This is a genomic window from Streptomyces sp. NPDC041796, from assembly GCF_055590785.1.
Genome location: NZ_JBVJAH010000009.1, coordinates 246,608 through 270,235 on the forward strand (window position 1 = coordinate 246,608; position 23,628 = coordinate 270,235).

24 protein-coding genes are annotated in these 23,628 nt (G+C 71.5%); 15 read left to right on the forward strand and 9 right to left on the reverse strand.

Going from position 1 to position 23,628, the window contains the following annotated elements:
• Positions 1-4: 4 nt before the first annotated feature.
• Entirely contained in the window at positions 5-1,072 is a 1,068-nt protein-coding gene (locus ACZ6C1_RS20400) for a phosphatidylinositol-specific phospholipase C domain-containing protein (RefSeq protein WP_469242519.1), read from the reverse strand.
• Between the two features lie 524 nt (positions 1,073-1,596).
• On the opposite strand from ACZ6C1_RS20400, the gene ACZ6C1_RS20405 reads away from it, so the two are divergent.
• Complete coding sequence (locus ACZ6C1_RS20405; RefSeq protein ID WP_469242520.1) at positions 1,597-3,153, forward strand: ATP-dependent DNA ligase; 1,557 nt, start codon at positions 1,597-1,599, stop codon at positions 3,151-3,153.
• Here the strand turns inward: ACZ6C1_RS20405 and ACZ6C1_RS20410 are convergent.
• On the reverse strand, positions 3,132-3,806 hold the full coding sequence (locus ACZ6C1_RS20410) for a DUF6328 family protein (protein WP_469242521.1): 675 nt from the start codon (positions 3,804-3,806) through the stop codon (positions 3,132-3,134). The genes ACZ6C1_RS20405 and ACZ6C1_RS20410 overlap by 22 nt on opposite strands.
• A gap of 206 nt (positions 3,807-4,012) precedes the next feature.
• On the opposite strand from ACZ6C1_RS20410, the gene ACZ6C1_RS20415 reads away from it, so the two are divergent.
• From ACZ6C1_RS20415 to ACZ6C1_RS20425, 3 genes are all read left to right on the forward strand, one after another.
• Positions 4,013-4,414: a hypothetical protein gene (locus ACZ6C1_RS20415; protein WP_469242522.1), complete on the forward strand. Its 402-nt coding sequence runs from the start codon at positions 4,013-4,015 to the stop codon at positions 4,412-4,414.
• Positions 4,415-4,499: 85 nt separating this feature from the next.
• Positions 4,500-5,183 (forward strand): DUF6766 family protein, encoded by a 684-nt coding sequence (locus ACZ6C1_RS20420; RefSeq protein ID WP_469242523.1) that lies wholly within the window; start codon positions 4,500-4,502, stop codon positions 5,181-5,183.
• Between the two features lie 62 nt (positions 5,184-5,245).
• Positions 5,246-5,929, forward strand: a complete 684-nt coding sequence (locus ACZ6C1_RS20425; protein WP_469242524.1) for an HAD family hydrolase — start codon at positions 5,246-5,248, stop codon at positions 5,927-5,929.
• Between the two features lie 14 nt (positions 5,930-5,943).
• On the opposite strand, the gene ACZ6C1_RS20430 is transcribed toward ACZ6C1_RS20425, so the two are convergent.
• Positions 5,944-6,270: a plasmid stabilization protein gene (locus ACZ6C1_RS20430; RefSeq protein ID WP_469242525.1), complete on the reverse strand. Its 327-nt coding sequence runs from the start codon at positions 6,268-6,270 to the stop codon at positions 5,944-5,946.
• A 169-nt stretch (positions 6,271-6,439) separates the two neighbouring features.
• Between ACZ6C1_RS20430 and ACZ6C1_RS20435 the strand changes: the two genes are divergently transcribed.
• Positions 6,440-6,835, forward strand: a complete 396-nt coding sequence (locus ACZ6C1_RS20435) for a hypothetical protein (RefSeq protein WP_469242526.1) — start codon at positions 6,440-6,442, stop codon at positions 6,833-6,835.
• Between the two features lie 69 nt (positions 6,836-6,904).
• Here ACZ6C1_RS20435 and ACZ6C1_RS20440 read toward each other — a convergent pair whose 3' ends face one another.
• Together ACZ6C1_RS20440 and ACZ6C1_RS20445 are read right to left on the reverse strand one after the other, a co-directional pair.
• On the reverse strand, positions 6,905-7,510 hold the full coding sequence (locus ACZ6C1_RS20440; RefSeq protein ID WP_469242527.1) for a cysteine hydrolase family protein: 606 nt from the start codon (positions 7,508-7,510) through the stop codon (positions 6,905-6,907).
• A gap of 7 nt (positions 7,511-7,517) precedes the next feature.
• Complete coding sequence (locus ACZ6C1_RS20445; protein ID WP_469242528.1) at positions 7,518-8,489, reverse strand: LLM class F420-dependent oxidoreductase; 972 nt, start codon at positions 8,487-8,489, stop codon at positions 7,518-7,520.
• Positions 8,490-8,722: 233 nt separating this feature from the next.
• On the opposite strand from ACZ6C1_RS20445, the gene ACZ6C1_RS20450 reads away from it, so the two are divergent.
• The 5 genes from ACZ6C1_RS20450 to ACZ6C1_RS20470 all read left to right on the forward strand — a co-directional run bounded on the left by ACZ6C1_RS20450 (position 8,723) and on the right by ACZ6C1_RS20470 (position 13,208).
• Positions 8,723-9,490: a polysaccharide deacetylase family protein gene (locus tag ACZ6C1_RS20450; RefSeq protein WP_469242529.1), complete on the forward strand. Its 768-nt coding sequence runs from the start codon at positions 8,723-8,725 to the stop codon at positions 9,488-9,490.
• Positions 9,491-9,840: 350 nt separating this feature from the next.
• The gene (locus ACZ6C1_RS20455) at positions 9,841-10,515 is read left to right on the forward strand and encodes a thiaminase II/PqqC family protein (RefSeq protein ID WP_469242530.1); all 675 of its coding nucleotides are present in this window, start codon (positions 9,841-9,843) and stop codon (positions 10,513-10,515) included.
• An 85-nt stretch (positions 10,516-10,600) separates the two neighbouring features.
• A complete protein-coding gene (locus tag ACZ6C1_RS20460) occupies positions 10,601-11,038 on the forward strand; it encodes an SRPBCC family protein (protein WP_469242531.1) in 438 nt (145 codons plus the stop codon).
• A 41-nt stretch (positions 11,039-11,079) separates the two neighbouring features.
• Entirely contained in the window at positions 11,080-12,753 is a 1,674-nt protein-coding gene (locus ACZ6C1_RS20465; RefSeq protein ID WP_469242642.1) for a phytoene desaturase family protein, read from the forward strand.
• Between the two features lie 44 nt (positions 12,754-12,797).
• A complete protein-coding gene (locus tag ACZ6C1_RS20470; RefSeq protein WP_469242532.1) occupies positions 12,798-13,208 on the forward strand; it encodes a response regulator in 411 nt (136 codons plus the stop codon).
• Positions 13,209-13,282: 74 nt separating this feature from the next.
• Here ACZ6C1_RS20470 and ACZ6C1_RS20475 read toward each other — a convergent pair whose 3' ends face one another.
• Positions 13,283-14,233: a hypothetical protein gene (locus tag ACZ6C1_RS20475; protein WP_469242533.1), complete on the reverse strand. Its 951-nt coding sequence runs from the start codon at positions 14,231-14,233 to the stop codon at positions 13,283-13,285.
• A gap of 729 nt (positions 14,234-14,962) precedes the next feature.
• Positions 14,963-15,400 (reverse strand): subtilase-type protease inhibitor, encoded by a 438-nt coding sequence (locus ACZ6C1_RS20480; protein ID WP_469242534.1) that lies wholly within the window; start codon positions 15,398-15,400, stop codon positions 14,963-14,965.
• Positions 15,401-15,931: 531 nt separating this feature from the next.
• Here ACZ6C1_RS20480 and ACZ6C1_RS20485 point away from each other — a divergent pair.
• Positions 15,932-16,516: a carbonic anhydrase gene (locus ACZ6C1_RS20485; RefSeq protein WP_469242535.1), complete on the forward strand. Its 585-nt coding sequence runs from the start codon at positions 15,932-15,934 to the stop codon at positions 16,514-16,516.
• Between the two features lie 83 nt (positions 16,517-16,599).
• A complete protein-coding gene (locus ACZ6C1_RS20490; protein ID WP_469242536.1) occupies positions 16,600-18,105 on the forward strand; it encodes a SulP family inorganic anion transporter in 1,506 nt (501 codons plus the stop codon).
• Here ACZ6C1_RS20490 and ACZ6C1_RS20495 read toward each other — a convergent pair.
• The gene (locus tag ACZ6C1_RS20495) at positions 18,078-18,278 is read right to left on the reverse strand and encodes a hypothetical protein (RefSeq protein ID WP_469242537.1); all 201 of its coding nucleotides are present in this window, start codon (positions 18,276-18,278) and stop codon (positions 18,078-18,080) included. The genes ACZ6C1_RS20490 and ACZ6C1_RS20495 overlap by 28 nt on opposite strands.
• 219 nt (positions 18,279-18,497) lie before the next feature.
• On the opposite strand from ACZ6C1_RS20495, the gene ACZ6C1_RS20500 reads away from it, so the two are divergent.
• Positions 18,498-18,971, forward strand: coding sequence for an SPW repeat protein (locus ACZ6C1_RS20500; RefSeq protein ID WP_469242538.1), 474 nt, complete (start codon positions 18,498-18,500; stop codon positions 18,969-18,971).
• A gap of 76 nt (positions 18,972-19,047) precedes the next feature.
• Here the strand turns inward: ACZ6C1_RS20500 and ACZ6C1_RS20505 are convergent, their stop codons facing one another.
• The gene (locus tag ACZ6C1_RS20505) at positions 19,048-19,569 is read right to left on the reverse strand and encodes a hypothetical protein (protein WP_469242539.1); all 522 of its coding nucleotides are present in this window, start codon (positions 19,567-19,569) and stop codon (positions 19,048-19,050) included.
• A 283-nt stretch (positions 19,570-19,852) separates the two neighbouring features.
• Between ACZ6C1_RS20505 and ACZ6C1_RS20510 the strand changes: the two genes are divergently transcribed.
• Positions 19,853-21,133 (forward strand): MFS transporter, encoded by a 1,281-nt coding sequence (locus tag ACZ6C1_RS20510; RefSeq protein ID WP_469242540.1) that lies wholly within the window; start codon positions 19,853-19,855, stop codon positions 21,131-21,133.
• 213 nt (positions 21,134-21,346) lie between these two features.
• Entirely contained in the window at positions 21,347-23,623 is a 2,277-nt protein-coding gene (locus ACZ6C1_RS20515; protein WP_469242541.1) for a catalase, read from the forward strand.
• Positions 23,624-23,628: the final 5 nt, after the last annotated feature.

Here is a 23,628-nt window from a genome sequence, read left to right on the forward strand (position 1 = left end):
AGTCCTACGCGCCGCCGCGAGGCAGGACGATCGACAGCACGGCGGGCAGCGGGTACCAGTCGGCCGACACGATGCTGGCATGCCGCCCGGCCAGCAGGCCGACCCGCTCCCGGGCCTGTGCCTCGGTCGGGTTGGTGCCGTCGATGGCGGGCGCCACGCTGTGCGCGGCCGTCATCACCACCAGGTAGTGGCGACTGTCGTACCAGCCGGTGTCGATGGACCCGCCCGCATAGGCGGAGGCGTCACCGTCGAAGACGACGAACCAGGGGCGTATCCCGGCGTCCGCGTACCTGGTGCGGGGATCGCCCGCGGCGGCACGAATCACAGCGGGGAACGCGGCCGCCTCCCGCAGCCGGCCCGCTGCAGCCAGGTTCCGCAGATGCGTGGCGTATTCGCGATCTGTCCACAGGGTGTCCAGCGGGTTGTCCTGCTCGACGGTTCCAGGGATGAGCTCGACGATGAACTTCCCCGCCATTGCGGAGCGTGTGGGCCAGCCGCCCGCCCGCACGGCCGTGTCGAGGTCCGGGTGGCCCCCGGCCAGATCGGCCGGCCGGAACAGGGCGTCACCCAGCCGGGCGCTCAGCAGCGCGTCCAGTGCCGCCGGGCCGCGGCCGTTCTTGGCCTGGAAGCCGTCCTTCAGCTCGATCTTCAGCAGGATCGGCCGATGCCCGGGATGGGCGTCGTGCCACGCCCGGATGTCCGCGAGGCACCCGCCGAGGTTCTGGTTCCTCGGCTTGGTGCGCAGCTCACCGGCGTGAGCGGCGTTCACGCAGTTGTTGTCGCTACCAAGGGGGTTGCTGTGCGAAACGCGCCACGATCTGCCGAACACGTTCGTCCACACATCTATCTCCAGCATCCCCGCACCGGAATCCAACCCGTCGGCGAAGTACGGATACGTGGACTTCTCGTACGCGTTGTGGACGCCCACGCCGGTGGAGTCGGAGTAGGCCAACTGCCCGGGATCGGCGGAAGCGGAATCGGCGGAGCGGGCCTCGCCCGGCGCGAATCCGAGGGACAGCGCCCCCGCCAACACCGCGGACGTGGCTGCCTTTGCGGTACGCGACACCTTCATCGTGAGCCCCTGTCTCCTGTCGGCGTCCATCAAGTCGACCGAAGCGTAGGGGAGTTGTGTGAATGAGGGGAGACCTGGTGGCTGCCTCAGCGGAAACGGGGAGCGTTTCGCGGCTCGGACACGCATGCCCACGGCGGACCGGGCTCCCTCGCAGCCGGTTCCCCGAGCACGCCCGGCCCGCGGCCCCGCCGGGCCACCCTGCCCGGGCCAAGGGGCCCGGCCCCGCCCAACCCCGCCCAACCCCGCCCGGCCCCGCGTGGGCCGCCTGGGCCGAGAGGGCAGCCCGGGCCACGCGGCCCCGCCCGGGCCACCCCAGCAAAGGCACTGCCCGCCTCAAACCGGCCGCCCGGGCCGCCCGGCCCCGCACGGGCCGCCCGCCCCGCCCGCCCGGCCGGACCGGCAGGTGGCAGGCATCCCCCTTCGAGCGCCCTGAACCCCGCCCCGAGTCTCGACCATGGGCGCCGTGCCGCCGGGCGCGGGGCCGTCCGGGTGCATCCTGGCCGCCGGGCGTGCACCATGGCGGCATGCTGCTGGCCCGACTCGCGGAGGTCTCCGACCAGGTCGCCGCCACCTCCGCACGTTCTCGCAAGATCGCCGCACTGGCCGACCTGTTCGCGGCGACCTCCCCCGAGGAGGCCCCCCTGGTCATCGCCTACCTTGCGGGGCGGCTCCCGCAGGGGCGGATCGGCGTCGGCTGGAGCACCCTCAAGCAGCCCGTCCCGCCCGCCACCGAGGCCACCCTCACCGTCGCCGCCACCGACGCCGCCCTGACCGGGCTCGCGCAGGTCGCCGGTCCGGGATCCCAGGCGGAGCGGCAGCGGCTGGTACGGGAACTGATGGGTGCCGCCACCGCGGCCGAGCAGCAGTTCCTCCTCCGCCTCCTGACCGGCGAGGTGCGGCAGGGGGCACTGGACGCCATCGCGCTCGAAGGGGTCGCCAAGGCGGCAGCGGCACCCGCCGCCGACGTACGGCGAGCCGTGATGCTCGAAGGGTCGCTGCCCCGTGTCGCCCAGGCCCTGCTCGCCGAGGGGCCCGCCGCACTGGAGCGGTTCCAGCTGCGCGTCGGCAGCCCCGTGCATCCGATGCTGGCCCACACCGCCAAGAGCGTGACCGAGGCCATCGCGGCGCTCGGCCCCTGTGTCGTCGAGGAGAAGCTCGACGGGATCCGCGTCCAGGTGCACCGCGCCGGTGACGACGTCCGCCTCTACACCCGGTCCCTCGACGACATCACCGACAGGCTTCCGGAGATCACGGCGGCTGCCCGGGAACTGCCGGGCGATCAGTTCGTTTTGGACGGCGAGGTGATCGCCCTGGACACGTCGGGCAGGCCCGTACCCTTCCAGGACATCGCGTCCCGCGTCGGTTCCCGTATCGACGTCGCGACCGCCGCTGCCGCCCTGCCCGTGTCACCCGTCTTCTTCGACGTGCTGGCCGCCGACGGCGCCGTCCTCGTCGACCTGCCCGGCCATGAGCGGCACGAGGCGCTCGCCCGGCTCGTACCCGCCCCCATGCGGGTGCGGCGCACCGTCGTCGACGATCCCGGGGACCCGGCGGTGTCGGAGGCGGCCGAGGCCTTCTTCGCCGAGACCCTCCGGCGTGGCCACGAGGGCGTCATGGTCAAGGCACTCGACGCCCCCTACAGCGCCGGCCGCCGTGGCCGGTCGTGGCTGAAGGTCAAGCCTGTGCACACCCTCGACCTCGTCGTCCTCGCCGCCGAGTGGGGCCACGGTCGCCGTACCGGCCTGCTGTCCAACCTCCACCTCGGCGCCCGCGCCGCCGACGGCTCGTACGTGATGCTCGGCAAGACGTTCAAGGGCCTGACGGACGCCATGCTCCAGTGGCAGACCGAGCGGCTGCGCGAGCTGGCGGTCGAGGACGACGGCTTCACCGTCCGCGTCCGCCCCGAGCTCGTCGTCGAGATCGCCTACGACGGACTGCAGCGCTCCCCGCGCTATCCGGCCGGAGTGGCGCTCCGCTTCGCCCGCGTGCTCCGCCACCGTCCTGACAAGCCGGCGGCGGAGGCCGACACCATCGACCGCGTCCTCGCGGGCGGCGGGGCTCAGTCGTCCAAGGTCGTGTAGCGGATCCGGGCCCACAGCGGCAGCACGAACCAGCACAGCAGGTACCAGGTCACCACTCCACCGACCAACCACGGCACGAACTCGTCATGGGTGGCGACCCGCAGCACCAGGAACAGCGCCGACACCAAGGTCGCCAGCAGCAGTACCAGGCCTATGAACGTCAGCCGCGAGGCCCAGACGACGGCCTGCGGCTTGATGCGCCGCCCCGACACGATGCGGTGGAACGACACCGGCCCTATGAGCGCCCCGGTCGCCGAGGCGCCCAGCGCCACGGTGATGATGTAGATGGTCTTGTCGGCGTTGGGCAGGTCCGCGAACGTCGGCGTGAAGACCACCGTGAGCAGGAAGCCGAAGAGGATCTGCACACCTGTCTGGGCGACGCGGATCTCCTGGATCAGCTCGGCCCAGCGCCGGTCCGCCCGCTCGTCCGGCGTCTCGTTGCGCCCGCGCGGCGTTCCCGCCGACCCCGCCGATTCGGCTGTGCCCGCCGACCGCGACGACCGCGCCGACTCCGCCGTTCCCGACGACTCCGCCGTTTCCGGCGACTCCGTCGCCAGCGCCGTTCCCGAACTGCCCTCCGCTTCCGCAGTGCCGTCCGTCCCCACCGTCCCGCCGTCGCCTCTCGGCGTGCCCCGCTCTGCCTGCTCAGTCATCGTCGTCCTCCCGCAGTCCGTGCCGCACTGGTCTTCTAACCCCGAACGACCGGATCAAGCGCCGCTCCCGTGTCCGTACGGCAGCGGAAGGAACTCGTCGGGTGTCGGGCACGCGGAGCGTGACCGGACACGCACACAGCGCCCATGCTTGGACGACACCTCCGGGAGGGCCCCGGGAGACCAGGTGCCGAAAGGAGCCGCGCCCCGTGCGTGCCACCCTCTGCGTCGCGCTCCTGGCGCCGCTCGCGCTCGCGCTCGTCGGGTGCTCGGTCCCGCAGCACGAGATCCGGGCCGTCTCCGGGGCCGCCTCCGCCTTCACCGCCCGCCGGCAGGCCTCCGACAATGCCGCCGCCTGCGCGTATCTCGCTCCCGAGACCCGCGAGGAACTCGCCCACGACCCCGGCCCGACCTGCGCCGCAGGGCTCGCCGAAGCCGACCTGCCGAACGCGGGGGAGGTCCGCGCCACCGAGGTGTACGGTCGCCAGGCGCGCGTCGAGCTTGATCAGGACACCTACTTCCTCACCTCCTTCGCGGACGGCTGGAGGATCAACGCGGCCGGCTGCACGCCCCGCCACCGCAAGCCCTACCGCTGCCTCGTGAAGGGCTGACGCGCATGCGCACCATGTTCACCCTTTATCTCCTCGTCGTGGTCTGCGGCCTCGTCTTCTTCAGCGCGGTGGGGATGATGCACAGATGACGCGGGTGACCCGCTTCCTCCGGGACAACGGGATCTCCCTCGTCTTCGGCGCCGCCTTCCTCGGAGCGCTCTTCGGGCAGGCGCTGGCCGGGCAGGCCGCGTACAACAACGATCTCCGTTCCGTCGGCGCGCGGGCCCTGGGCTTCGGTGACTACCTGACGACCTCGCAGTTCGCCGTCGATGTCACGGAGAACTGGCAGTCCGAGTACCTGCAGTTCTTCTTGTTCCTCTTCGCCACCGTCTGGCTGGTACAGCGCGGATCGCCGGAGTCGAAGGAACTGCACAAGGTGGGCGTGGAATCGGAGAAGGAACAGCGCATGGGGGAGCACGCCGAGCCCGAATCGCCCCGCTGGGCCTCCGTCGGAGGCTTCCGGCAGGCGCTGTACTCCCGGTCCCTCGGCGTGGTGATGTTCCTGCTGTTCGCGGGCTCCTGGTACGCGCAGTCGGTGGCCGGCGCGGCCGCGTACGGCGAGGAGCGGCTGCGCGAGCTCCAGGACCCGGTTCCGTGGTCGGACTATCTCCTGACCGCCGACTTCTGGAGCCGTACGCTGCAGAACTGGCAGTCGGAGCTCCTCGCCGTCGGCTCCATGGCGATCTTCGCCGTCTTCCTGCGCCAGCGCGGCTCACCGGAGTCGAAGCCGGTGGGAGCCGCGCATTCCTCCACCGGGGTCGAAGGGTAAATCTCAAGTCCAGGGTGAGACTCGTGTCAGGGCGAGCCCAGGAATCACCGAACGGAGAGGTCATGACACGAGCGGCCGTGTTCGATGTCGACGGCACCCTTGCCGACACCAACCACCTGCATGTGGCCACCTGGTGGGAGGCGTTCCGGCAGGCCGGTCACGACGTGCCCATGCACGCCGTCCACCGGGCCGTCGGGCTGGCCTCCCACGACCTGATCGCGCATCTGCTCGGTGACGACCGGGACAGGGCCCAGGACGACGCGATCAGCGCCGCCCACAAGACGCTCTACGGGACCTACTTCGACCGGTTGCCCGCCTTCCGGGACGCCGGCCGTCTGCTGAAGACCCTCGCGTCGGACGGCTGGACGGTCGTCCTGGCCACCTCCGCCGGCGGGACCGAGCTCTCCGCGCTGCGCCGCGCCATCGACGCGGACGACGCCATCACCGCCACCGCCGGCGCGGACGACGTCGAGGAGGGCAAGCCCGCGCCCGAGCCGGTGCTGCACGCGCTCGACCTGGCGGGGGCGCCGGCCGGCCGTTCCGTCTTCGTCGGGGACACGGTCTGGGACATGAAGGCCGGGACCCGAGCGGGCGTCACCTGTGTGGGTCTGTTGTGCGGGGGCATTCCCCGCGCGGACCTCGTGGAAGCGGGGGCCGCCGTGATCTACGACGACCCCTCCGACCTGCTGGCGAACCTCGACCGCAGTCCGCTGGGCGGAAGCGGCGGGGCCGGCGGAACCGGCTGACGGCGCCGGGCGCGTCACTTCCCGAGCTCGCGCTGGAGCTCCGACTTGTTCATCGACGACCGGCCCTGGATGCCCTTGCGCTTCGCCTCCTCGTAGAGCTGGTCGTACGTCGGCCCCTTGGTGCCGCTGCTGCCGGATCGCTGCCCGCCACGCTTCGAGGACGACATGTCCTGCTTGGAGGTCTTGCTGGCGGTCTTCGACTCCCCGGAGCGTGCCCGCTCCTTGTTCACCGTACGGGCGGCGATCTCCTCCGCCCGCTTCTCGCTCGCGCCGCGCTTCTTGGAACTTTCCTTGATGTGCTCGTACTGCCGTTCACGCTTGGGGCTGGATCCTGCGGGCATTCGTTCCTCCTGACGTCCCCCCTTGCGGACCTCCCTGCTTCTCCTCACCCTCGTACCAGGCACCCACCTCCGCAAACGCGCCGACGGGGATCCTGATTGACGGGTCCCAGGCGAGGTATTCGTGCCTGTACGGGTAGGGGACCGGACCCGACACAAGGAGTGGAGCGACGTGGAGAGCAACGAAACAAGGAACCACCCCGCGGACTGCGACGTCACCGTGCAGCTCAGCGACTGCGACCGCCAGGACGCCCGGGCGGTGTTCGAGACGCTCGACCGCGTCTTCGCGGGCTGCGACGTACCGGCGCCGGGGCCGGAGCAGGCCCATGACCACGAGCCCACCGTATGGATGGCCACGTTCGACAGCTCCGCCCGCAAGGGCGACCAGCCGGGGCCGCCGCACCTCAGCACACCGGTCACGGCCCTGCTGACGGGCGACCACCATGCGGTGGCGGAGGTCGAGCAAGCCCTCGGAGGGCTGTTCGAGGTGCGGTCCTCCACCTCGGTGTCGGGCGAGCACGAGAAGGAAGCACGCCTGCTGCTCGCGTCGCGTTACGTCACCCACTGACCGACCCCGCCGACGATGTGGTCGGACGTCGTCAGGCGGCACCGGCGGACAAGCCGACGGACACGGTGGTCACGCGCCGCGCCCGGACGTGGTGGAGCCGAAGTCGATCTCCTTCGCCTCCACCGTCCGGGCGCCCATGTTGCGCCGCATCATCTCCAGCGCGGCCCGGGCCAGCGACTCGTGGATGTGCGCCACCGCGTCCGTCGGCACCGTCACCTCGATGTGCCGGATGTGCGCGTCGAGCGCCGAGTACAGCACGCACTGCTCGGTCACCTGGCCGCACAGCACCAGATGGCCGACGCCCAGCTGCCCGAGCAGGTACGCCAGCGGCGTCTCGTAGAAGATCGAGTGGCGTGCCTTCACCACGAACAGGGAGGAGTCGTCCGGCCGGATCGGCTCCACCAGTTCGGCGTGCGGCCCGTCCAGTGCCGTCTGGAGGATCTCACCGTGGTGGGACCGCCATTCGCCGAAGTTGTCGTTGACGTAGATCACGGGTACGTCGTGTTCCCTGGCGCGCGTGAGCAGGTCCACCAGGACCGGCAGCGTCTCGCGTACGGAGGGCAGGAGCTGTTCGGCGTCCCTGTGTTCGTACGTGTTGATCATGTCGATGACGACGAGGGCGGTACGGCCGGTGTCACCGCGCCGCCCCGACGTACCCGTACCGGACGTACCCATGCGCGGATCAGCCGAGCGCGTCACGCAGGGCGGGCAGCAGCGTCTTCGCCGACCAGTCCAGGAAGGCGGGCTGCGAGTCACCACCGACCTGCACCAGGGCGATCTCGGTGAAGCCCGCGTCGGCGTACGGCTTCACGGCGGCCACGAAGTCGTCCGGATCGTCACCACAGGGGATGGCCTCGGCGACGTCCTCCGGCTTCACGAACTGCGTCGCCGCGTCGAACGAGTCGGGGTGCGGAAGCTCCGAGTTGACCTTCCAGCCGCTGCCGAACCACCGGAACTGGTCGTGCGCACGGCGTACGGCGGCCTCCCTGTCCGGGTCGTAGCAGACGGGCAACTGCCCCACCCGGGGCTTGCCCTTGCCACCGTGCCGATCGAAGGCGTCGAGCAGGTCGCCCTTGGGCTCCGTCGCGATGACGAGGTCCGCGAGGCGGCCCGCCAGCTCGCAGGACCGCGCGCCGGACACCGCGAGGCCGATGGGCGGCGGCTCGTCGGGCAGGTCCCACAGGCGGGCGGACTCCACGTCGAAGTGGGCACCCCGGTGGCTGACATGGCCGCCCTCGAAGAGCGCACGGATGATGCCGACCGCTTCCTCGAGCATCTCGTGCCGTACGTCGACGGAGGGCCAGCCGCCGCCGACCACATGCTCGTTGAGGTTCTCGCCGGAGCCCAGTCCGAGCCGGAACCGCCCCTCGGACAACAGCTGCAGCGTCGCCGCCTTCTGGGCGACCACCGCCGGGTGGTAACGGAAGGTCGGGCACGTCACGTACGTCATCAGCGGGATGCGTGACGTCGCCTGTGCGGCGGCACCGAGCACCGTCCAGGCATGCGGCGCGTGCCCCTGCGAACGCAGCCAGGGGAAGTAGTGGTCGGACGTCACCGAGAAGTCGAATCCGGCCTCCTCGGCCTGGACGACGTGGTCCACCAGGGCCCGGGGCCCCGCCTGCTCGGTCATCATCGTGTATCCGATTTGCACCATAAACCCGCGAATTCCCCGAAGGTCTCATCGGAAACCTTGAGCGAACGGGGCGGGGGGCCACTCAGGGGAACCCGGTATACGCCCCGTGTATACACCGTGTGTAGAGTGCGGTCGACCATCTGGTCGCAGCCGGTCGCACCTAGCCGAAACATGGTCGCGGCCGGTCAAACAAGATCGCGTCCTGTCGAACCCGGTCGATCGGGTCCACCTACCGCGGAAGAGAGATGCCCTCCATGCTGTTCGGCACGAAGCCCCCGCACCGCCGTAAGGCCGCCGTTCCCGTCTCCCTCCTGGCCGTGGCCTCGCTCGTCCTCGCGCTGGGCGGCTGTTCGTCCGACAGGGTCGCGCCCAGCAGCGTCAGGGCGGACGCCAAGGGCGAGGCGGGGCCCGTCGACTGCAGGAAGCTCACCTGCATAGCACTGACCTTCGACGCCGGGCCGGGCAAGGACACGCCCCGGCTGCTGGACATCCTCAAGAACGAGAAGGTACCGGCCACCTTCTTCCTGCTCGGCAGCAAGCACATCGACCGCCACCCCGATGTCGTCCGCCGGATCGCCGCCGAGGGGCACGAGGTGGCCAACCACACGTGGACCCACCGGATCCTGACCGATCTCGAACCCGAGGAGATACGCCAGGAGCTGTCCCGTACACAGGAGGCGATAGAGAGGCTCACCGGCCGCAAGCCCACCCTGATGCGCCCCCCGCAGGGCCGGACGGACGACACCGTCTCCGAGATCAGCCGCGAACTCGGACTCGCCCAGGTGCTCTGGAGCGTCACCGCCAAGGACTACTCCACCACCGACTCCGACCTCATCCGGCAGCGGACGCTCGACGGCGCCGACAAGGACGGCATCATCCTGTTGCACGACATCTACGACGGCACCGTCCCCGCCGTGCCCGGCATCATCGCCGAGTTGAAGAAGCGCGGCTTCACCTTCGTCACCGTCCCGCAGCTGCTCGCCCCCGCCAAGCCCGAACCGGGCACGGTCTACAAGCCCTGAACGTCCCGCCCTGACGTACCGGGGGCACGGCGTGAAGTGGGCCACTTCGGGAACCCCACCTGAAGGTTCACCGTTCATCCATATGTGGCCGCGAGGGGCCCGTGTCCCCGGCCAACCGCCGCGAGGCGACCGCCCTCCATGGCCACGGCGACAGGCCCCGGCCGGCTCCCCCCCCCCGCCGGTCGGGGCTCCGTCGTCCTACCGACAGGGCGCCGCCCACAGCTCAGGCCCCGCCCCATGTCCCCGCCCCATGTCCCCGCCGTCCTGTGTCACTGTTCGTAACGCGCGTGCGACACCGCGCGTGCGACGCTGACTCGTGCAGGAGACGACAGAGCCCTAGGAGCGCGGCGATGACGCAGCAGGCCCGGGAACTTCTGGAAGCCACCGCACGAGAGCTCGCCCCGCGGCATGGTGCGAACCGGCTCGTGGCCGCGATCGCCGACGGCACGGCCGCCCGCGTCACCATCGGCACCCTCGCCCTGGAGCAGCGCCACATCGTGGCCTCCGACCGCCGCTCCTTCCTGCACCTGGCCGCCCGAGCGGCCGACCGCCCCCGGGGCGCCGCGTTCTTCACGACCCTCGCCGAGGGCGAGGCCCTGGCCATGGACCGCCTCGGCGCCCTGCTGGAGGGCTGCGGGCTGGACGAGGTGGCGGCCGGCGCGTACGAGCCGTCGGCCGGCTGCCAGGCCTATCCCGCGTACGTCGCCTGGCTCGCGCTCAACGGCGATCCGGCCGACGTGGCCATCGCCCTGTACGCCAATTTCGCCGCGTGGGGCCGATACTGCGCGACCATCGCCGCGGCGCTGCGCACGCGCTACGGCTTCGCCGACGAGGCGTGCGGCTTCTTCGACTTCTTCGCGCTGCCCGCGCCCGCCCTGAAGGACCAGGCCGTCGCCGCCGTACAGGAAGGCCTGGACGACGGGCACGTCACCATGCCGGCGGCGCTGCGCCACGGCCGGCTGCTCCAGTCGTACGAGACGATGTTCTGGAACGCCCTCACGCCGGACACCGCCCCACCGAGGTGACGCTGCGGTGGGGGAGCGTTCGCACCGGCCGGATGCGGGTACCCGCCGTGCGTTCGTTTCCCACCGGCGGACCCCGGAGGCATCCATGGCGGTACGGCATCAGCTGATCAAGAGGGCACCCGAAGCGGTGTGGGCCGTGCTGGAGGACCCGTCCCTGTACTGCGACTGGGTCGTCGGCACGTCCTCGTCCCGGCCCAAGGACGGCGACTGGCCGAAAACCGGCTCAACCCTCGAGTACACCGTTCGCCTGGGCCCCTACACGGCCGAGGGCGAAACCGTCGTACGGCTCCACGAGCCCCCCAGATGCCTGGAACTGGAGGCCAAGAGCGGCGCCCTGGGCACCGCCAGGATCGCCATCGAGGTACGCCCCTGGGGCGACGAGACACTCGTCGTCGTCGACGAGCACCCACTGCGCGGTCCCGGCGGTCTGCTGCACAACACGGTGCTCGACGCCCTGCTGCAACTGCGCCACCGCGCCATGCTCCGCCGCCTCGCCGACGTGGTGGAAAGGGAAGCCCGGTGACCTCCTCCGGTCCCGTCGTGCCGGACGCGGCGCCCGACACCGTGCCGGACGCCGTGGTCATCGGCGCGGGCCCCAACGGCCTGGTGGCGGCCAACGTGCTCGCCGACGCCGGCTGGTCGGTCGAGGTCCTCGAAGCGCAGGACGAGCCCGGCGGCGCCGTCCGCAGCGACCGGGCCGCCCACCCGGACTACGTCAGCGACGTGTTCAGCGCCTTCTACCCACTGGCCGCCGCGTCCCCGGTACTGTCCCGCCTCGCCCTCCACGAAGAGGGCCTCCACTGGAGTCACGCGCCGCGCGTCCTGGCCCACCCCCTTCCCGACGGACGGTGCGCGGTGCTGGAGCGCGACCGGACGGCGACGGCGGCCGGACTGGAGAAGTTCGCCCCTGGCGACGCCCTCGCCTGGGACCACCTCTGCGACCTCTGGGACCGGCTCGGCGCCGACATCATCGACGCCCTGTTCACGCCGTTCCCCCCGGTACGCTCCGCGGCGCGGCTGGCCGCCCGCGTGCGCGCGGCGGGCGGCCTGAGGCTGGCCCGCATGCTGACGCTGCCCGTACGGCGCCTGGCGGAGGAGGAGTTCCACGGGGAGGGGGGCCGGCTGCTGCTGGCCGGCAACGCCCTGCACGCCGACCTGGCCCCCGAAGCGGCGGGCAGCGGAGGCTTCGGCTGGCTGATGGCCATGCTCGGTCAGTCGTACGGCTTCCCCGTGCCCGTCGGCGGGGCGGGTGCGCTCAGCGCCTCCCTCGTACGCCGCCTCCAGCGGCGCGGCGGCGTGGTGCGGTGCGGTGAGCGGGTCGTGGAGGTGACCGTCAGGTCCGGGCGGGCGGTGGCGGTCCGCACGGCCGCGGGGGAGACGGTGCCGGTGAACCGCGCGGTCCTCGCCGACGTGGCGGCGCCCGCTCTGTACGAGGGCCTCGTGGGCCCCCAGCACCTGCCCCCCCGGCTGCTCGACGACGTACGGCGCTTCCAGTGGGACTGGGCCACCTTCAAGGTCGACTGGGCACTGTCGGGCCCCGTCCCCTGGACGGCCGGTGAGCCCGCTGCCGGCGCCGGCACCGTGCACCTGGCCGACGGCATGGACGAACTCACCCGGTTCTCCGCCCAGCTCGCCATGCGAGAGGTGCCCGACCGGCCGTTCCTTCTGTTCGGCCAGATGACCACCGCCGACGCGACCCGCTCCCCGGCCGGCACCGAGTCGGCCTGGGCGTACACCCACGTACCCCACGGCATCCGGGGCGACGCGGGCGACGACGGCCTCACCGGCCGCTGGGACCGCCGCGAACAGGAGGCATTCGCCGACCGGGTCGAGGCGCAGGTCGAACGCTTCGCACCCGGGTTCCGCGCACTCGTCCGCGCCCGCCGGATCCTCGCTCCGCCGACCCTCGAGGCGATGGACGCCAACCTGCACGAGGGAGCCATCAACGGCGGCACCGCGGCGATCCACCAGCAGCTCGTTTTCCGCCCCGTACCCGGTACGGGGCGCCCCGAGACCCCGGTGGAGGGCCTCTACCTCGCCTCCGCCAGCGCCCACCCGGGAGGCGGTGTGCACGGTGCTCCCGGCGCGAACGCGGCTCGCGCGGCCCTGCGCAGTTCGCGCCCCCTGCGCCGGGCGCTCGCCCGCGCGCAAGCCGCACTCGCGGGCCGCGGTCTCCGCTCGGTCGCCACCGGCTCTTCCCCCGACGAGCTGCCGGACGACCTGCCACGAACGGGGTAGCGCGGGCATGCTGGGTGAGCGGGCCCGATCGGAGGTGAGTGGCCGTGATCGTCACGGACAAGGTGCTGCTGGTCGACGACCACGAGGACAATCTGTTCGCGATGGAGGAGGCCGTGTCTCCGCTCGGCTACCCGCTCGAGGCGGCCACCTGCGGGGACGAGGCACTGAAGGCCGTCCTGCGCGGCGGCGTGGCGGTCACGGTCCTCGACGTCGTGATGCCGGTGCTGAGCGGACTCGACGTCCTGCTCTACATGCAGCGGCTGGAGCGGACCCGGCGCATCCCGGTCATCCTGGTGACCGGCCTGGGCATCGATCCCCAACTGTCCCGCGACGCCATGCGGCTGGGCGCCGCCGACCTCGTCGCCAAACCGATCGATCCGTGGGCGCTGTGCATCAAGGTGCGCTACCTGCACGAGGCGACCCGCCGGCACCTGTCACCGGTGATGGCCGGGTAGGGCGACGACGCCCGACACGCCCTCGGCCCACGCGGACGGCCGCGGAAGGCCGCCCCCGCACTCGCCGGTCTCCCTCACTCCCGGTCCGCCCGCTCGGCGCGGGTGGCCGCGTCACGGGCCCGGCTCCGCGCCTCGCTCGCCGCCCGCTCGGCCTCCTGGAGCCGCCCACGCGCGGACCGCACGGCCTCGTCCGCCGTACGCCGCAGCGCCTCGGCCTCCTTCAACCGTCCTGCCAGCGCGTCCACCCGCCGCCCCGCCTCCCGCAGCTCGGCCTCGGCCCGCTCCCAGTCCGCCTTGGCCCGGTCGCGCTCCACCTCCCGCGCGCGTGCCTCCTCCTCGGCGTGCCGGAGCTCTTCCCGAAGCGCCTCCCGAAGCTCCCGCTGCTCCCGCTCCCGCTGTTCACGCTGCCGCCGGTCCCGCTGCCGCCGGTCCTGGTCCCGCTCCCGTCGCTCACGCGCCACAGGTACGTCGGTACTCCGCGGCTCCTTCTCCTCCTCCGTACGCCGGACCCCACGCCGCCCATGGGCAGGGGGTGCGACGTCCGGGAGGGCCGCGGCGAATCCCACCGGGGCGCTCAGCGGTTTCACCAGCCGCCCCGATGCCCACTCCTCGGCCGCGTCCGGGTCCGCGAGGACCGCGTGCAAGGTCGACTCGACCTCGTGCTGGACGTCCTCGCCGACCGGTTGCCCGGCATCCGCCGCCAGTTGCCGCGCCTCCCGTGCCAGGGCCGTCACCAGGACGTGCTGCTTCCGGCTGAGCTCCCGGAGCCGCTCACCGTCCAGCTCCTGGTGCGCGCGGCGCAGTCCGTCCCCGAGAGCGGCCAGCGACCGCGCTTCCGCCGGGCGTTCCCGTACGAGCAGATTGCTCACCCACGCCGCCAAGGTCGGCCGGCGCAGCGCGCGGACGGCATCCGCCAGGGCCCGGTCGCCGGCCTTGCGGGCCTCGGCGGCACGGACGTTGCGGGCCGCGGTGAAACGGTCGGGGCGCAGCCCGTACAACTCGTCGGTGACGCTCTCCAGATCCACGGCTCTCCCGTAGGGCACGGTCCCTCAGCACATCGCCGCCAGCATTATAGGTATGCCCGCTTTTGGGATGACTTGAGGTTTTTTCCTCTGGGGGGCGTGGTCACCCGCCCGGTGTGGACCTGCACCAAACGTGGGCGTCGACGGGGGCGGCCACCTGTCGGCCCGGGAGGAGCGGCGTCTCTAGGAGTACTACGAGTACTACGGCATCCGCCGGCGACGACGCCATGACCCGCTCCGAGGAGCACATGCACGCGGGCGTGGGCGTGGGCGTGGGCGTGGAGATGCGTGAGGCTGGAAGGGCCCGGCTCCGCGAACACGTCGTCAGCGAGGAGGCCGGCGGACCGTCCCGGTGCGGCACGAGGAGGTCACCCTCGAACGCCGGCCCGTCACCGGCGCCAACGGTGGCGCCGCCCTGTCCGGGCCGGATCTCCGGGGCCGAGCACGAGGTGACGCTGCACGCCGAGGAGCCGGTCGTCGATGCGAGGGTCACCCCGGTGGAGCGGGTGCGGGAGCACCTAGGGAGTCTCCGACCGCTGACCCCCCGACGTGAACGGCCCCGCTCCGGCGAGGAGCGGGGTTGCGTACGTCCCCTGGCGAACGCCGCGCACCCCGCTGCGCGTCCGTTTCGCCGCGATGTACCGCCCCCGTCGTATACAACGGCCGTTCCGGCACGGCGAGGCCCGCACGGCCTGTCGTGGCCGTGCGGGCCCGGGGGAGCGGTGTGCGGGCTCAGAAGGAGAAGACGCTCGAGCCCTCGGCCTGCATGATGCAGGAATTGGCATACATTTGCTCGAAGTTCACGCGCCGGCCTTCCCAGGTGCCTTGCGCGGTGACGACGACCGGGTCGTAGATCTTGATGCACGGGCGGGTTTCGTCACCGCCCAGCTTGTCGAACTTGCCTTCCGCCGCCCGCAGTTCGGCGCACGCCTTCTGCGGTGCCGGATGCGTCCCGCCGGCGGTCGGATTACAGGTGAGCGTCACCGCCCGCGTGGGTACCGCGGTGGCGGCGGTCTCGCCCTGGGCGACCGTGAGGACCAGGGCCGTCGGTGCGTAGAGCCGCGGTTCGGGCGCGGCGGCCTTCGCGGCGGCCCCCGTGACGGTCATGGGCCCGAGGACCCCCGCTGTGGCCAGACCGCAAACGATGGCGCGCCTTACCAGTGTCCGCATGGCATAAAACCTCTCAGCTCGATTCCGGTTCGTTCGGTGCCGTGCGGCAGCCACATTGCCGTGCCGGTCCTGTTGATGCACATTCAGCAACGCTTTTCGGTTTGGTCTGTTATTCAAGCGCTGACGCGAAACGTATTCCCGGAGCATCGCACGCGCGCATGGGCCCCCTGTTTCATCAGGGCTTTGTGGTGTGCCTGAAATGGTTCAAACATGCACCATGCGTAGAAACGTTCGGGTGGTCGCCGGTCAACACGTCCGAAACATGACGGCAACATGAGGGGTTGAGATCCAGCCTGCCGCCCTCGGCGTGCCGACTCAAAAGGACCTGTCATCAGAAGGTAATGTCCTGGCAAAGTTGACGAAGCTGTCGTGATGCATGATCGTTAGCGCACCGCACCACGGTGCCCCTGCACCGGCAGCGCTGCGGAGACCCCGTGGTTCGTCATCCACGCCCCCCACACGCACGACCGACAATGACCCGACCACACCGCGTCCCGGCCCCCACGGCCGGAGCGCAGGAGGCAGGCCGCCATGAAGTCCCTGATCGACAACGCTCGTACGTTCCCCGCCCGCGTCGCCCAACGGCCGAACGAATTCCGCCGTCTCGCCGCCGGACAAGCCCCTCAGGCGCTGTTCATCACCTGTTCCGACTCGCGGGTGATCCCCTCCCTCATCACCGGCGCCCGCCCGGGGGAGCTCTTCGAGCTCCGCACCGCCGGCAACGTGGTGCCCCGCTACGACGAGGCACGGCCCAGCGCCGAGACCGCCACCGTCGAGTACGCGCTGCGCGTCCTCGGTGTCCGCGACATCGTCGTGTGCGGGCACTCCCACTGTGGCGCCGTCGGCGCCCTCGTACGCGGAGACGACCTCTCCGCCCTTCCCGCCGTGCGGAGTTGGCTCGACCACTCCGTACCGGAACCACCGGACACCCAGGACCTGGCCCAGGCGGTGCGCCGCCACGCCGTGGCGCAGCTCGACGCACTGCGCGGCTACCCGGCCGTGCGGGAACTGCTCACGAACGGGCAGGTGTCGCTCCACGCCTGGTACTACGAGGTCGACACCGGTGCCGTGAGTGTGCACCGGCCGGAGCTGGACGGCGAGTTCTGGCCCCTGTGAGGGAGCCGAAGCACTCTCGTCCCCACCTCCGCCTGTCCGCCGCCCCCCGGGGCGGCGGACCGCACCTCTAGGAACCCACCCTCATGTTCTCCCCCCTGAAAGACCCCGCTGTCGTGCGCCGCGACATACTCGCGTCGCTCGTCGTCTTCCTCGTCGCCCTGCCGCTGTGCGTGGGCGTCGCCGTCGCCTCGGGCGTACCCGCCGAACTCGGACTGGTCACCGGCATCGTCGGCGGACTCGTCGTGGGCGCCCTGCCCGGCAGTACCCTGCCGGTCAGCGGCCCCGCCGCGGGCCTCACGGTGCTGGTGTACGAGGCCGTCCAGGAGTTCGGCCTGGCCGCGCTCGGCGCCATCGTCCTCATATCCGGACTGCTTCAACTCCTCCTCGGAGCCCTCAAGTTCGGCCGCTGGTTCCGCGCCATCTCCGTAGCCGTGGTGCAAGGCATGCTCGCCGGCATAGGCCTGGTCCTCGTCCTGGGGCAGGTGTACGCGATGGCCGACACCGACCAGCCGTCCGGCGGTCTCGGCAAACTCGCCGGCCTGCCCGAGCTGGCCGGCTCCGTCCTCTCCGGTGGCGCCGCGCTCACCGCGTTCCTCGTCGGAGCCGCCACCGTGGCCGTCCTCGTCCTGTGGCCACGGCTTCCCGCCCGGGTCCGTGCGGTGCCCGGCCCGCTGGTCGCGGTCGCCCTCGCCACCGCCGTTGCCGCCGTGTTCGAACTGCCCGTCGCCAAGGTCGAGGTCCAGGGGCTGCTGGAAGCCGTCCAGCCCCCGGGTCTCGGTGGCTTCGGCGGCATCGCCACGGTGGGAGCGATCGGCACCGTCCTCGCCTTCACCCTGATCGCCTCGGCGGAAAGCCTGTTCAGCGCGGCGGCGGTCGACCGCATGCACGACGGTCCGCGCACGGACTACGACAAGGAGCTGATGGCCCAGGGCATCGGCAACACCGTCTGCGGCGCCCTCGGCGCCCTGCCCATGACGGCCGTCATCGTCCGCAGCGCGGCCAACGTCCAGGCGGGCGCGCGTACGTCCCTCTCACGCATCCTGCACGGACTGTGGCTGCTGCTGTTCGCCGCCCTGCTGCCCGCCGCGATCGGTGTCATCCCGCTCGCCGCGCTCGCCGGCGTCCTGGTGCACGCCGGCTGCAAGCTCGTACCCGTCAAGGACCTGGTCCCGCTGTGGCGCGAACACCGCGGCGAGGCGGTGATCCTGGGCGTCACCGCTGTGGCCATCCTGGTCACCAACCTCTTCGAGGGCGTGGTGCTGGGCCTGCTGCTCGCGGTCTGCAAGACCGCCTGGGAGACGTCCCACCTCCACGTCGAGGTGCGGGAACTCACCGGCGGCCGCCTGGTCGCGGCCATCTCGGGCAACGCGACGTTCCTCCGGCTGCCCCGGATCCTGGAGGAGCTGGAGAACCTGCCGAAGGACCGGCCCATCGAGCTCGATCTCTCCGGGCTGCGCCACCTCGACCACGCGTGCCGGATCGCCCTGGAGAACTGGGCGCTGCGCCACAACGACGCCGGTACGGAACCGGTACGGATGCTGCCTCCCGGGAAGATCCCCGCTCAGGCCTCGTCGGTGTCCAGGACGTAGTCGACGACGGACGAGGGCGTCAGCCGGTCGTTCTTGACGATGGCGACGCTGTCGCTCCCGGTACGGGCACCCGTACCGGGAGCCTCGTCGTGCTCGGCGGCTCGGGCGGTCGCGGCACCGGCGGTGAGCAGGACGCCGGTGGCGGCGGCCATGGCGGTGGCACGGAGGTTCATGCTTGCCCTCTCGGTTGTGGCTCTCGACGCGTGGCGGTCGGCGGCGGTCGTTCACGACCGCGCCGATGATCAACGAATCCCCACCGGAGAAGTGTCGGGCGCCGGGTTCTCGTCGGCTTGGCATGGACGGCCATCCTGCTTGTTGACCGGGGTGCCGCGAAAGTAGTTAAATGGGACATAAAGGGCAGATAAAGTCTTCCACAGGAGGCGGGCCCCGCAATGACCACCCACCCGAGCATCGAGCAACACCCCGATCTCGCCGAGATGCGGTCTCGGTTCGAACGGGTGACAAGTACCCCCCGTGGCCAGGCGATCGAGACCCTCGGCCTTCTCACGGGTCTCTACTTGGCAGTCTCACCATGGATCGTAGGGTTCAGCGGCCTCACGGCTCTCGCCGTGTGCAACCTGATCACCGGTATCGCCTACGCCCTGTGCATGGGCGGGTTCGGCTCGGCGTACGAGCGGACCCATGCCATGGCCTGGGCCGCTTGCGCCATCGGCGCGTGGACGATCATCTCCCCCTGGGTCGTGGCCGGTAACGTCGACACGACCCGCACTGTGGTCAACAACATCATCGTCGGCGCCGTGGCCCTGCTGCTCGGCCTGGCGATGGCCGCGGTGGCCATGGCCGACCGCCGCCCGAACCGCGCCCGCGCCCGCGCCCGCGGTGGACCCGGCCCCGCCATGGAGTGAATGAGCTGGCAGCTCGACCGCGAAGGCCCCGGCGTCCTGGCGCCGGGGCCTTCCCGCACGTCCACACGGCGGCCGGTCAGGCGTGTGCGGCGCGGCGCCGACGGCAGTACGAGACGGTCACGGCGGCGAGCAGCGGTCCCCAGGCGACCGTGGGCAGGTAGAGGAACCCGGTGACGGTGTTGCCGAGCGGGGTCATGTCGGTGTGGGGGACGGCCCACCACAGGAGGAACGGAGTCCACAGCGCCGTCAGCGCGACGGCACCGACGGCCGCCGGCACGACGGCCGCCATCACCGGGACCCGCCGCCCGCCGAGCAACGGCACCCAGTCCGGGAGCACCTCCCCCCACGGCCGGACCAGACCGAGCGTGAGCAACGCGAGCGCCTCGCAGGCCACGCTCAGGCCGACCACGTACACCGAGGCCCAGCCGGTGATGCCCATCGCCTCGTACCCCGCCTCGGTGTAGCCGCCCCGGTGACCGGCCGCCAGCAGGAGGCGCCAGACGCCCGACGGCAGGGCGAGCAGCGGGACGACGTGGGCGGCGACAACCGCCCAGCGAGGCGCGGCCGATACGGTCCGGACGGACTGGCTCGTGGTCATGCCCACCATGCTGTCGGCCTGCCGCACCCGTGGCATCGGCCCCGGGAACCAGCCCAGGAGCCGCTCCGGAAGGAGAGCCGCGACCAGCGCCTCCGCCGTGCGGCGGAGAGCCGTCGTCCCGACCCGGTCCTGTTCTCGGGACCGCCCTCGTGGCTCCGTACGCGCCGCGGCCGTTCAACGGCACGCCGCGGCAAGAGCTCCACGCCCGGCGGGCACGAGGATCACACGAAGCCGTAACACCGCGCACGTGTGCGGACCGGCCGGGGCGGGGAGGGCCGTGATCATGACAGAGACTCTCGCCCCGGCCCGCCGGCCCGTGCGGCAACTGCTCGCCGCCTCGGTGGGCAACGCCGTCGAGTGGTACGACTGGTACGCCTACACCTTTCTCGCCACCTACATCGCCGGCCAGATATTCCCCGAAGGGTCCGGTAACTCCCTCGTCCCCCTGCTGTCCACCTTCGCCGTCTTCGCGGTCGGGTTCTTCATGCGGCCCGTCGGCGGCCTGCTCATGGGCGCCGTCGCCGACCGGCACGGCAGGCGGGCCGCACTCACGGTCACCATCCTGCTGATGGGTGGCAGCAGCCTCCTGGTGGGGCTGACCCCGACGTACGCCGCGGTGGGCGTCCTCGCCCCGGTGGTGCTGGTGGCCGCCCGGCTCCTGCAAGGCCTCTCGGTGGGCGGGGAGTTCGCCGCCTCCACCACCTTCCTCGTCGAATCCGCCGGGCCCGGCCGGCGCGGCCTGTTCTCCAGCTTCCAGTACGTCTCCACCACCATCGGCCAGCTCGCCGCCTCCGGCATCGCCGCCACCCTGGTCGGCGTGCTGGGGGAGAGCCGGATGGAGGGCTGGGGGTGGCGCGTCCCGTTCCTCGTGGGCGCAGTGCTCAGCCTCGTCGGCTTCTGGATCCGGCGTGGCGCCGAGGAGACCCTCCAGTCCACGCAGGAACGCACCGGACAGACCCGTCCCGGGCTCTTCGACGCGCTGCGCCGCCATCCGCGCGAATCGCTGCTGATCTGCGGCATCACGGCCGGAGGCACCATCGCGTACTACACCTGGACCTCGTACCTGCCCACGTACGCCGAACTCAACGCCGGCATCGACAAGGCCGACGCGCTGCTCGCGGGCACCCTCTCGCTCGGCTTCTTCGCCCTCCTCCAGCCGCTCGGCGGACTGTTGTCCGACCGCTACGGCCGCAAACCGCTGCTGCTGTTCTTCGGCGCCGGCTTCGCCCTCCTCGGCGTGCCCCTGCTGCGCTCGATCGGGGACTCCTTCACCTCGCTGCTCCTGGTCCAGTGCGCGGGCATGGTGCTGCTCACGGGGTTCACCTCGATCTCGGCCGCGGTCAACGCGGAAATCTTCCCCGCCCGGGTGCGCGCCGCCGGCATAGGCTTCCCGTACTCGCTGACCGTGGCCCTCTTCGGCGGCACGGCACCCTATGTGGGCACGCTGTTCAAGGAGTTGGGCCGACCGGACCTGTTCCCCTGGTACGTGTCGGCCCTGTGCCTGGTGTCCGCCCTCGTGTACGTACGCCTGCCCGAGAGCGCCCACAAGGAACTGGAGCGCTGAAACCACCGGCCGGATGTCGTCCGCGCACATGACCAAAGTCCGTGCTTCCCACAACGACATGGGGGTACCAGGGCGCTCGTGACCACTCGCGGACCGGTGACCGGCGCCGACCGGCCGGTGTGTGCCGATGGACGGATGTCTGCCACGCATCCGTTAGGCACCGTCCCGTGGCGGTCATGGCTGAGGAGTCCCAGTCCCGAGCACGGAGGAACCATGCCCAACCCCAATCCGCTGAAGGCCGCCGCCGAGAAGCTGACCGAGACCCTCCGGGACGGCGGCCCGGCCGAAGGAATCCCCGGTGCCCCCGCCCCGGAGCCCGCCCAGGTCGACGAGCCCACCGAGGTACGCGGCCCCCTGCCGCCCAAGCCCGACCAGGGCGAGCCCGCACCCTACTCGCCCACCGGCCGCCACACCGGCAACCCGCCGCAGTCCCGCGCCCAGGACGGCCCCTACCTCACCACCGCCCAGGGCGCCCGGCTGTACGACACCGACCACTCGCTCAAGGCGGGCCCGCGGGGCCCGGTCCTCCTCCAGGACCACCACCTGCGCGAGAAGATCATGCACTTCGACCACGAGCGCATCCCGGAGCGCGTCGTCCACGCCCGCGGCGCCGGCGCGCACGGAGTGTTCCAGGCGTACGGCACCGCCGAGGGCGTCACCAAGGCGGCCTTCCTGCGCAAGGGCACTGAGACGCCGGTCTTCGTACGGTTCTCCACCGTCCTCGGCTCGCGCGGCTCCGCGGACACCGTCCGGGACACCCGGGGTTTCGCCACCAAGTTCTACACCGAGGAGGGCGTCTTCGACCTCGTCGGCAACAACATCCCGGTCTTCTTCATCCAGGACGCCATCAAGTTCCCCGATGTGATCCACGCGGGCAAACCGCACCCCGACCGGGAGATCCCGCAGGCCCAGAGCGCCCACGACACCTTCTGGGACTTCGTCTCCCTGCACACCGAGGCCCAGCACCACACCATGTGGAACATGTCCGACCGCGGCATCCCGCGCTCGTACCGCACCATGGAGGGCTTCGGCGTCCACACCTTCCGCCTCGTCAACGCCGAGGGCGCCACCACCCTGGTCAAGTTCCACTGGAAGCCCAAGCTCGGGGTGCACTCCCAGCTCTGGGAGGAGGCGCAGATCACCGGCGGTGTCGACCCCGACTTCCACCGCCGCGACCTGGCCGACGCGATCGAGGCCGGCGCATACCCGCAATGGGAGCTCGGCATCCAGACCTTCCCCGACACCCCCGAGCAGACCTTCGAGGGCATCGACCTCCTCGACCCCACCAAGATCGTCCCCGAGGAGCTCGCCCCGGTGCAGCCCATCGGCCTGCTCACCCTCAACCGCAACCCGAGCAACTTCTTCGCCGAGACCGAGCAGGTCGCCTTCCACGTCGGACACCTCGTCCCCGGTATCGACGTGACCGACGACCCGCTGCTTGCCGGGCGGCTCTTCTCCTACCTGGACACCCAGATCACCCGGCTGGCCGGGCCCAACTTCAACCAGATCCCCATCAACCGCCCGCACGCGCCGGTCAACGACATGCTCCGCGACGGCTTCCACCAGCAGGCCGTGCACAGCGGCGTCGCTCCCTACAAGCCGAACTCCCTCGACGGAGGCTGCCCCTTCTTCGCCGGCGCCACCACCGGCGCGTACATCGAGACCCCCGTCGAGGTGCCCGCGGCGCGCAAGGTCCGCGAAGCGCCGGCCAGCTTCGACGACCACTTCAGCCAGCCCAGGCTGTTCTGGCTCAGCATGTCCCCCGTCGAGCGCGAACACATCGTCACCGCCTACACCTTCGAGCTCGGCAAGTGCTACGACAACGCCGTCAAGCGACGCCAGCTCCAGGCGCTCGCCAACATCGACGCCGAACTCTGCGCCCGGGTCGCCGAAGGCCTCGGCCTTCCCGCACCCGAACCCACTCAGCCCCCCGCCGACGTGGCCCCGAGCCCCGCGCTGTCACAGGTCGGTCAGGAGTGGCCCGCCGACGGCCGCATCATCGGCATCGTCGCCGACGACAACGGGCACCTGGACGGAGTCCGGACCGTCCGTCAGGCCGTCCTGGACGCGGGATTGGTGCCCCTCGTCATCGCACCGGCGGGTGGGAAGATCGGGGCGGACGGCTCCGAGCCGGTCACCGTCCAGCGCACCTTCGCCACCGCGCGGTCCATCGAGTTCGACGCCCTGCTCCTGGCCGGGGTGCCCGCGCCCGGCAGTGACGCGTACGGCGCCCGGGACGCCAAGGCAGGTGACGCCGGACAGGCCGGCAACGGCCTCGACCCGCGCCTCCTGCTGATGCTCTCCGAGGCCTACCGCCACGCCAAGGCCATCGGCGGCTGGGCGGGAGCCGACACCGTCCTGGAGGCGGCGGGCGTACCGGCCGGGGCCCCGGGTGTGGTGACCGGCGACGGCGGTGAGAGCGTCCTCGCCGGGATCACCCGGCTCCTCGGCCGCCACCGCGTATGGGACCGCTTCCCGCCCGCCGCCTGAGCGGG

Excerpts from the sequence above, each read along its gene's own strand:
- ACZ6C1_RS20460 (WP_469242531.1), top strand. The coding sequence starts at position 10,601 with ATGGCGGTACGGCATCAGCTGATCAAGAGGGCACCCGAAGCGGTGTGG.
- ACZ6C1_RS20440 (WP_469242527.1), bottom strand. The coding sequence starts at position 7,510 with ATGGGTACGTCCGGTACGGGTACGTCGGGGCGGCGCGGTGACACCGGC.
- ACZ6C1_RS20420 (WP_469242523.1), top strand. The coding sequence starts at position 4,500 with ATGACGCGGGTGACCCGCTTCCTCCGGGACAACGGGATCTCCCTCGTC.
- ACZ6C1_RS20405 (WP_469242520.1), top strand. The coding sequence starts at position 1,597 with ATGCTGCTGGCCCGACTCGCGGAGGTCTCCGACCAGGTCGCCGCCACC.
- ACZ6C1_RS20500 (WP_469242538.1), top strand. The coding sequence starts at position 18,498 with ATGACCACCCACCCGAGCATCGAGCAACACCCCGATCTCGCCGAGATG.
- ACZ6C1_RS20515 (WP_469242541.1), top strand. The coding sequence starts at position 21,347 with ATGCCCAACCCCAATCCGCTGAAGGCCGCCGCCGAGAAGCTGACCGAG.
- ACZ6C1_RS20485 (WP_469242535.1), top strand. The coding sequence starts at position 15,932 with ATGAAGTCCCTGATCGACAACGCTCGTACGTTCCCCGCCCGCGTCGCC.
- ACZ6C1_RS20455 (WP_469242530.1), top strand. The coding sequence starts at position 9,841 with ATGACGCAGCAGGCCCGGGAACTTCTGGAAGCCACCGCACGAGAGCTC.
- ACZ6C1_RS20490 (WP_469242536.1), top strand. The coding sequence starts at position 16,600 with ATGTTCTCCCCCCTGAAAGACCCCGCTGTCGTGCGCCGCGACATACTC.
- ACZ6C1_RS20400 (WP_469242519.1), bottom strand. The coding sequence starts at position 1,072 with ATGAAGGTGTCGCGTACCGCAAAGGCAGCCACGTCCGCGGTGTTGGCG.
- ACZ6C1_RS20480 (WP_469242534.1), bottom strand. The coding sequence starts at position 15,400 with ATGCGGACACTGGTAAGGCGCGCCATCGTTTGCGGTCTGGCCACAGCG.
- ACZ6C1_RS20495 (WP_469242537.1), bottom strand. The coding sequence starts at position 18,278 with ATGAACCTCCGTGCCACCGCCATGGCCGCCGCCACCGGCGTCCTGCTC.
- ACZ6C1_RS20425 (WP_469242524.1), top strand. The coding sequence starts at position 5,246 with ATGACACGAGCGGCCGTGTTCGATGTCGACGGCACCCTTGCCGACACC.
- ACZ6C1_RS20450 (WP_469242529.1), top strand. The coding sequence starts at position 8,723 with ATGCTGTTCGGCACGAAGCCCCCGCACCGCCGTAAGGCCGCCGTTCCC.
- ACZ6C1_RS20445 (WP_469242528.1), bottom strand. The coding sequence starts at position 8,489 with ATGGTGCAAATCGGATACACGATGATGACCGAGCAGGCGGGGCCCCGG.
- ACZ6C1_RS20430 (WP_469242525.1), bottom strand. The coding sequence starts at position 6,270 with ATGCCCGCAGGATCCAGCCCCAAGCGTGAACGGCAGTACGAGCACATC.
- ACZ6C1_RS20410 (WP_469242521.1), bottom strand. The coding sequence starts at position 3,806 with ATGACTGAGCAGGCAGAGCGGGGCACGCCGAGAGGCGACGGCGGGACG.
- ACZ6C1_RS20510 (WP_469242540.1), top strand. The coding sequence starts at position 19,853 with ATGACAGAGACTCTCGCCCCGGCCCGCCGGCCCGTGCGGCAACTGCTC.
- ACZ6C1_RS20505 (WP_469242539.1), bottom strand. The coding sequence starts at position 19,569 with ATGACCACGAGCCAGTCCGTCCGGACCGTATCGGCCGCGCCTCGCTGG.